General features: G+C 62.7%; 10 protein-coding genes. All 10 read left to right on the top strand.

Annotation, left to right across the window (positions count from 1 at the left end; translation table 11 throughout):
• Positions 1-1,003 (top strand): hypothetical protein (locus tag CH296_RS29210; protein WP_179277859.1); only part of this gene is annotated, 1,003 nt, incomplete at its 5' end.
• Between the two features lie 3 nt (positions 1,004-1,006).
• Complete coding sequence (locus tag CH296_RS29205; RefSeq protein ID WP_179277858.1) at positions 1,007-1,183, top strand: hypothetical protein; 177 nt, start codon at positions 1,007-1,009, stop codon at positions 1,181-1,183.
• A gap of 3 nt (positions 1,184-1,186) precedes the next feature.
• Positions 1,187-1,909, top strand: coding sequence for a hypothetical protein (locus tag CH296_RS28020; RefSeq protein ID WP_094686241.1), 723 nt, complete (start codon positions 1,187-1,189; stop codon positions 1,907-1,909).
• Positions 1,909-2,238, top strand: a complete 330-nt coding sequence (locus CH296_RS28015) for a hypothetical protein (RefSeq protein WP_094686240.1) — start codon at positions 1,909-1,911, stop codon at positions 2,236-2,238. The genes CH296_RS28020 and CH296_RS28015 overlap by 1 nt, the downstream gene beginning before the upstream one ends.
• On the top strand, positions 2,235-3,005 hold the full coding sequence (locus tag CH296_RS28010) for a hypothetical protein (RefSeq protein WP_094686239.1): 771 nt from the start codon (positions 2,235-2,237) through the stop codon (positions 3,003-3,005). The genes CH296_RS28015 and CH296_RS28010 overlap by 4 nt, the downstream gene beginning before the upstream one ends.
• Positions 3,002-3,592 (top strand): hypothetical protein, encoded by a 591-nt coding sequence (locus CH296_RS28005; protein WP_094686238.1) that lies wholly within the window; start codon positions 3,002-3,004, stop codon positions 3,590-3,592. Before CH296_RS28010 ends, CH296_RS28005 begins: the two co-directional genes overlap by 4 nt.
• Position 3,593: 1 nt before the next feature.
• The gene (locus CH296_RS28000; RefSeq protein ID WP_094686237.1) at positions 3,594-6,098 is read left to right on the top strand and encodes a DNA methyltransferase; all 2,505 of its coding nucleotides are present in this window, start codon (positions 3,594-3,596) and stop codon (positions 6,096-6,098) included.
• Between the two features lie 153 nt (positions 6,099-6,251).
• Complete coding sequence (locus tag CH296_RS27995; RefSeq protein ID WP_094686236.1) at positions 6,252-6,929, top strand: hypothetical protein; 678 nt, start codon at positions 6,252-6,254, stop codon at positions 6,927-6,929.
• Entirely contained in the window at positions 6,926-7,063 is a 138-nt protein-coding gene (locus CH296_RS29200; protein WP_179277857.1) for a hypothetical protein, read from the top strand. Before CH296_RS27995 ends, CH296_RS29200 begins: the two co-directional genes overlap by 4 nt.
• Positions 7,060-7,233: a hypothetical protein gene (locus CH296_RS29195; RefSeq protein ID WP_179277856.1), complete on the top strand. Its 174-nt coding sequence runs from the start codon at positions 7,060-7,062 to the stop codon at positions 7,231-7,233. The genes CH296_RS29200 and CH296_RS29195 overlap by 4 nt, the downstream gene beginning before the upstream one ends.
• Positions 7,234-7,487: the final 254 nt, after the last annotated feature.

Here is a 7,487-nt window from a genome sequence, read left to right as displayed (position 1 = left end):
GCAGAAGACCATCAAGGATCGGATCAAGTTGGCGAATGCGCCGCAGTTGGTGCGCGATCGCCTGGTTGCCCGTCAGGTGACGATCGAGGATGCGCTCGCACTCACCGAGTTCGCTGACGATCAGTCGGTGTACGACCGTCTGTCGCTGCAGCTGGGCACTCCGAATTTCGCACACGTCGTTGAGCAGGCCCGCAAAGACAGGGAGTGGGTCAAACGTGCAGCGAAAATCGAAAAGGATCTGACCGACAAAGGTATTCGCGTCGTCACCAACGAACAGCTCGACGACGAGGTGGCGACGGCGAGCGAGAAAGCCGAGAGGGACCCGACCGTCGAAACGTTCGAGTGGTACGAGTTCACCGACGAGGACGAAGTCCCGGAGGGAGCAGAGCGCGCGGCCATGCCCGATCGCGCATCCGACGGCGGCGTCATGTGGTTCTACAAAGAGATCTACAAGGCCCCCGAGTCGGGCGCTGACGGGGCCGACGCCACCACAACTCCGCCGGCAGAGACAGCTGCGCAGGCACGGGCCCGTGAGGATCGCGCTCGCAAGGCAAAGCTCGACGAGGATCTGCGGACCGCGGCGACAGTGCGCCGCCGTTTTCTCGCCAAAGCCGCGGCCGAGAGCAACGCCGACTTCGCTGTCCGGTGCCTGCGCCTGTACGTGATGGACCGATCGACACGTTCTGGAATGACCAAGTCGGCCGCGATGGAGCTGCTCGGTGTGCCGCCGATGACGAAGGACGACGACGAGAACGACCACGCCGAAATCGAACGTCACGTCAACAAGATGACCCTGCCGCAACTGGCGGTGTCCGCATACCTGCTCGACAACGTCATGCAGGAAGAGCACCTCGCCAACGCTTTTCAGTGGCAGCGCGAACCGTACCCGGGGCTCGAAGCTTGGCACCACGACCTCACGGAGGTGTTCGGCTACGAGTACTCCGACGTCGAACGTGGACTGCTCGACGCGCGCGACGCGGCCACGGCCGATGCGCAGGAGTAACCGGTGGACTCCGCCGCTCTCACTGCCGCACAGCAGTGGTTCCTCTCCCTCCCACCGGAGCGGCAGGTCGGTATCCACCGCTACATCGCGGGCAAGGAAGCGGCCCCGCACACCGAAGTCGAAGGCCAGCTCGCCATTCCGATCCCCGGACAGCGCCACCACCGAGCAGGAAGGACGTAGACCATGAGCGACGTCATCATCACCGTCGGCACAGCTGACCTCCGTGCGGCGCTGTCCTCGGTCGTCGTGCACGCCGGCAACGACGAGCACCTCCCGACCTACACCCGCGTCCGAATGATCGTCGACCCGATCAACCTCACCGTCATCGCGACGGACAGGTTCTCGATGGCCATGGCGATCGTCTCTATCTGGGAGCAGGTCGAGCCAGGATTCGCGACGATCGACGTCCTCCCGGAGGACGTGAAGAAGATTCTCTCGATCTTCAAGGCAGGCAAGGAGAAGGCCGACTCGGATGCCCCTGAGTTCCAGGTGCGGTTCGAGGCCGACGACGAGTTCGTGACCGTCGTCGACTGTGCCGGATTCGTCGACGGCCGCTCCTACAAGATCCCGCGGCTACCGACCGACGAGCAGTTTCTCGACGTGCCGAGGATGGTCTCGCGGTCTCACCACGCCGCGCCGGTGTTGCTCGAGGACATGGCCGTCAACGGCCCACTGCTCGCACGGTTCGCTGTCGCGGCCACCGCGTACCTCAAGCCGCTGCTGATCGAGTCGCACACCGGGTTCCGATCGCTGCTGATCCGGGCCGGGGAGTCGTTCCTCGGGATGCTGATGCCCCTGAACATCGGCGAAGAAGACGCAGCGCGGAACAAGGAATGGTCGGTGGCATGGTCGTCCCGCCTCCCTGATCCGGCACACAGCAACAACCACGACGAGGCGGCAAGCTGATGTCCAACACCTTCAACGTATTTCGGTACGAGGTCCCGGTCCGCGACGAGTTCTACCTGCCGGTGTCACCGAACGCGGTCCTACTCTCGGTCGCCGACTCCCGCACCGACCCCGGCCAGAAGGTCGACGTCTGGGTGCGAGTACCGAAATCCGATCGCTACTCCACCGAGACGGGCCTACACGCGGTGCTCCGCATCGCGGGCACCGGACACGACATCGAAGCCGAGGACGCGACCCACTTCCTCGGCACCGTCGTCACCGCCATCGGGCTGGTGTGGCACGTCTTCTACCGCTTCGAAATCTCCACAGACGGGATGGCAATCCGATGACCGCCACAGCCCCAGAGGTAACCACCGACATGCAAGTGATCATCACCTGCCGAGGAATCGGCGAACCGTACGGCACCAACAGCCTGTCCGGCGTCACCAAGAACCTCGACCCGAAGAAGTACCTGATCATCGAACTGGTGTGGTCCGCCGCGTTCGGCCCGGTCCCACGGTGGGACGGGAGCAGCTTCACAGCCAACGTGCTGCACGCCGAACAAGCACTGCTCGAACTGATCAGGAAATACCCGGGCGCGATCCTTCTCGGGTACTCCGGCGGCGCACAGGTCGCCGGCAACGTCGCCGCGCAGATCGGTGCCGGCCAGCATTGGGGCCTGATCATTCGCGCAGTCGCTCTGCTGTCCGACCCGTCTCGCCACAAGAGCCAGATCATCGGCGTCAACCGCGGGGGCCAAGGCATCCTCGGCGGCCGTTACATACCCTCCGACCGTTTCCATGTGCTGCAGTTCTCCGCACCCGGCGACCCGATCTCCGAGCTCCCGGAAGGCAACGCCCTCGGCGATCTCGCGCAGCTGATCACGAGCCTGTCCCTCGTCGACGTTCCCGCATGGATGGAAGACCTCCGCCGCAAAGCACTCAAAGGGGCGCTGCAGTTCTGGCGACGCTCAGGAGTCGACTGGTGGGAGGCATACCGCTGGTCTCTCGGCTACACCGCGCACGGCCGCCACACCTGCTATCTCCACGAGAAGATGCAGAACGAATCCGTCACCTACGCCGAGCGCGCCGCCACGATGATCGCAGGTGTCCGATGACTCGGCCCGCGACACACGTCTACCGCAGCACGACACAGGAACTGGTGGCCGCACTACTCGCTGCCGAGAAGCGCAGAGACAACTTCAAGGCCGAATGTGACGACTGGGCAGACACCTACCCGATGGACTCCCTCGATCGCGGCTATCAGATCCGATACAACGGTCACACCGGCGACCGATGGTTTGCGGGCTTCGAGTATGTCGAAGGCGACGACACCAGGTATGTCCGCAAGTCCGCAGAGGCTCCGCATCCGGGCTGGAAGTTCAATCGACGCATCGGATGCTGGGTAGCTGACCCTCGCACCGAAGCAGGCAAGGCACTGGCCCGATCGATGCCCTACGTCAAGGGAGCGGCATCGATCGCAGAACAGATCACCGGTTTCCCGACCATGATCATCGTCGGAACCACACGAGACGGCGCTGGCATCGCCTGCGCCGCAGCGGAGATCACAGTCGCTGACCGCACAGCAACCGCCGTGTGCGCCGGAGACCCGTTCGAGCGCAGTAAGACTGGACCGAGCGACGACTTCCTCAGCTACTGGACACCGATGAAGCTGTCGGACTACTACGCCGAACAGGGGCTCTGACATGGGTGCTGACTTGCGCGAGTACACCGAGTTCCTGAAGGAGAAGGTCAACTTCAACAAGACCTTCGGGTTTTCGGTCGCCGACGATCAGATCAATGCCCTGCTCAAACCGCACCAGCGGGACATTGTCCGGTGGTGCGTACTCGGCGGCCGCCGCGCTGTGTTCGCGTCTTTCGGTCTCGGCAAGTCCGTGATGCAGATCGAGATCATGCGGTTGATCATCGAGAGAATGGGCGGTTCCGCACTCATCGTGTGCCCCCTCGGTGTCCGCCAGGAGTTCACCCGCGACGCCGCCATGCTGGGCACCAGCGCATCGTTCATTCGGACGCCGGCCGAGATGGACGGCCCGGGACTGTATCTCACGAACTACGAGTCGGTGCGCGACGGAAAGCTCGACCCGAACGACTTCACGGCTGTCAGTCTCGACGAGGCGTCGGTGCTGCGCAGTTTCGGGTCGAAAACCTATCAGACGTTCCTCACCTTGTTCGATGATGTGCAATTCAGGTTTGTCGCGACGGCCACACCGTCCCCGAACCGGTACAAGGAACTGATCCACTACGCGGGCTTCCTCGGCGTGATGGATACCGGGCAGGCCTTGACGCGGTTCTTCCAGCGCGACTCGACACAGGCGAACAATCTCACCCTGTATCCACACAAGGAACGAGAGTTCTGGTTGTGGCTCAACACGTGGGGAATCTTCCTGCAGAAGCCGTCCGACCTCGGCTACGACGACTCCGGCTACAACCTGCCCGAGATCGAGGTCATCTACCACGAGGTCGACGTCGACCACAGCCAGAACGTCGAGGTAGATCGAGACGGCCAAGCTCACCTGTTCCGCGGCGGCGCGCTCGGATTGAAGGAAGCGGCCCGCGAGAAGAGGGACACCATCGACAGCCGTGTCGCCAAGATGAAGCAGATCGTCGACGCATCACCGGATGACCACTTCATCCTGTGGCACGACCTCGAGGACGAGCGCCGCGCGATCAAACGCGCACTGCCCGAAGCTGTGGAGGTTTACGGATCCTTGGACCTCGATATCCGTGAGCAGCGGGTCATCGATTTTTCGAATGGCCAGTCACGCCTGCTGGCGACGAAGCCGGAGATCTCAGGATCAGGCTGCAACTTCCAAAGGTTCTGCCATAGAGCGATATTCGTCGGGATCGGCTTCAAGTTCAACGACCTCATCCAAGCCATCCACCGTATCCAGCGGTTCCAACAGCCGCATCGAGTCCGCATCGACATCATCCACGCCGAATCCGAACGTGAGGTCGTACGGATCCTGCAGCAGAAATGGGCCCAACACCGGGAGTTGACCGCCAACATGACCGACGTCATCAAAGAGTTCGGGCTGTCCCGAACCGACATCACCGAAGCGCTCACCCGATCGATGGGTGTGGACCGAATCGAAGCATCAGGAGACCGTTGGGTGTTCGCGAACAACGACTGCGTCGCCGAGACCTCGGAGATGGAGGAGAACTCGGTCGACCTGGTCGTGACGTCGATCCCGTTCTCCAATCACTACGAGTACACCCCGTCCTACAACGACTTCGGGCACACCGACGACAACGCCCACTTCTGGGCCCAGATGGACTTCCTCACCCCGAACCTGCTCAAAGTCCTGCGGCCCGGCCGGATCTACGCCTGCCACGTCAAGGACCGGATCCTGTTCGGCAACGTGACAGGTGCCGGAGTCCCGACGGTCTCACCGTTCCACGCCGAAGCGTTGATGCATGGCATCAAGCACGGCTTCGACTACCTCGGGATGATCACCGTCGTCACCGACGTGGTTCGCGAGAACAATCAGACGTACCGCCTCGGGTGGTCGGAGCAGTGCAAGGACGGCACCAAGATGGGTGCCGGGTCACCCGAGTACATCCTGCTGTTCCACAAGCCGCAGACGGACCGCTCGAAGGGCTACGCCGATACCCCGGTCACGAAGGAGAAGGCGCAGTACTCACGTGCTCGCTGGCAAGTCGACGCACACGCGTTCTGGCGATCATCAGGAAACCGGAGCCTGACTGTCGACGAGCTCGCCGCCCTACCAGTCGAGCAACGATCACGGATGTTCACCGAGCAGACCATGAACGAGATCTACGACTACGAGTCGCACATCAAGGTCGGGGAACAGCTCGAAGGGAAGGGCGCGCTACCGGCGACGTTCATGTCACTCGCTCCTGGCTCCCACCATCCTGAGGTATGGCACGACATCAACCGCATGCTCACCCTGAACACGGAGCAATCGCGCCGTGCGCAGGCAATGCATGTGTGCCCGTTGCAGTTCGACATCGTCGACCGACTGATCAACCGATTCTCCAATCCAGACGATCTCGTTTTCGACCCGTTCGGTGGACTCGCCACAGTCGCCGTCCGCGCGCTCTACCTCGGACGCCGCGGCCGTGCGGTGGAACTGAACCCCGGTTACTTCCTCGACGGCGTGAAATACCTGCAGGCGCAGGAACGCAAAGTGGAGATGCCGGGCCTATTCGACATCGATGTGTCGGCATGAGCACCGAGGTGCCGTCATGTGGATGATCTTCGTCGCGGCTGCCGGTGTCGCGCTGTATGCGCTCGCATGGTCCGTTCTGCGCGAACCCGATTCCACTCGTGCGCTCGGGTACCCCCGCCATTCTCCCGAAGCTCGAATCTTGAGAGGTGAACTGTGACAAACGCACTGGTGTTCTTGGATACGGAAACGACTGGACTGCATCATGATCGGCGGCCGTGGGAGATCGCGTTGATCCGCCGCGAGCCGAACGGTTACACGACCGAGCTGAGGGTGTTCGTTGCCGATGTCGACCTGTCGTCGGCGGAGCTGATGGGGTTGAACGTCGGCCATTTCTACGATACCCATCCGTCGTTCCGCACCGACTCCCCGATGAGACTGCCCGCGGGCGATGAGGAGTTTCAGACGGGTCCGGGGGTGTGGTTGGCAGTCGAGGCGAAGGCTGCGGTGTTGGTCGAGCGGATGACCCGAGGCGCGACGATTGTCGGCAACAACCCGACGTTCGATGTCGAGGTCCTGGCCGCGATGCTGCGGCGTCACAAGCTCTGTCCGGCATGGCATTACCACCCGATCGATGTCGTGTCACAGGCCCTCGGATTCCTGAGCGTCCTCAACCTCAGGATGCTGGGGGACCTGCTCGCGCCCGAACTCGCCGAGGATCTGACTCCACCGGTGAAGTCGGACAAACTGTCGAAGCTCTGTGGCATCACGCCACCCGAGGGCGATGACCGGCACACGGCCATCGGTGACGCCCGGTGGGTGCAGCGTTGGTACGACCGCCTGAGCAATCCGCTCGACGGCGACGACGAGACCACATCGGTGCAGGCGCAGTGAACCGTACCGAGATCGGTTCTGTCCTTGTGGCGTTGGGACTTGCCACGTCGGCGGTGTTTTTCGTCGCGTTCCGTGTGACGTCCGCGGCCGTGACGGTCGGCGAGGTGTACTTCGAGCGTCGGGGCCGGACGTGATCCGCCCGGTCCACGAGCGCGGAATGAAGGGCTGGAAGGTCACCTGCGATTCGTGCGGGAAGGTCGCCAACTTCTACGTCGACACCGCGCGCGAGGCGTTCGACCTTGCCCGCCGGCACTCGTGGATCAAGAGCAACTCCCGCGATCTCTGCCCCGATCACCCGTCCTGAACCGAGGAGAAGACCATGCGCGTATCCGTGAGGGCCCCGCCCCTTAACCATTAATCGTGTTGCCTGCCCGTTGTTTCCGTTCTCCGACAAAGGATGTCCGTTGCCGTTCTTCCAGCTGGTCGACGAGTTGTCCAACAACCGCAAAATCAAAGCGTTGTTGGATCCCACACTCGACGGCGACATGTCTGGGTGCGCAGCGTTCACCGTGTGGTCGATCTCCGGCACCACCTCTCAGGCAGCGGGTAGCGATGGGG

The organism is Rhodococcus sp. 14-2496-1d (genome assembly GCF_002259365.1).
Taxonomy (GTDB): domain Bacteria; phylum Actinomycetota; class Actinomycetes; order Mycobacteriales; family Mycobacteriaceae; genus Rhodococcoides.
This window is presented reverse-complemented; position numbering and strand designations above follow the sequence as displayed.

Excerpts from the sequence above, each read along its gene's own strand:
- CH296_RS28020 (WP_094686241.1), top strand. The coding sequence starts at position 1,187 with ATGAGCGACGTCATCATCACCGTCGGCACAGCTGACCTCCGTGCGGCG.
- CH296_RS28015 (WP_094686240.1), top strand. The coding sequence starts at position 1,909 with ATGTCCAACACCTTCAACGTATTTCGGTACGAGGTCCCGGTCCGCGAC.
- CH296_RS28010 (WP_094686239.1), top strand. The coding sequence starts at position 2,235 with ATGACCGCCACAGCCCCAGAGGTAACCACCGACATGCAAGTGATCATC.
- CH296_RS28005 (WP_094686238.1), top strand. The coding sequence starts at position 3,002 with ATGACTCGGCCCGCGACACACGTCTACCGCAGCACGACACAGGAACTG.
- CH296_RS28000 (WP_094686237.1), top strand. The coding sequence starts at position 3,594 with ATGGGTGCTGACTTGCGCGAGTACACCGAGTTCCTGAAGGAGAAGGTC.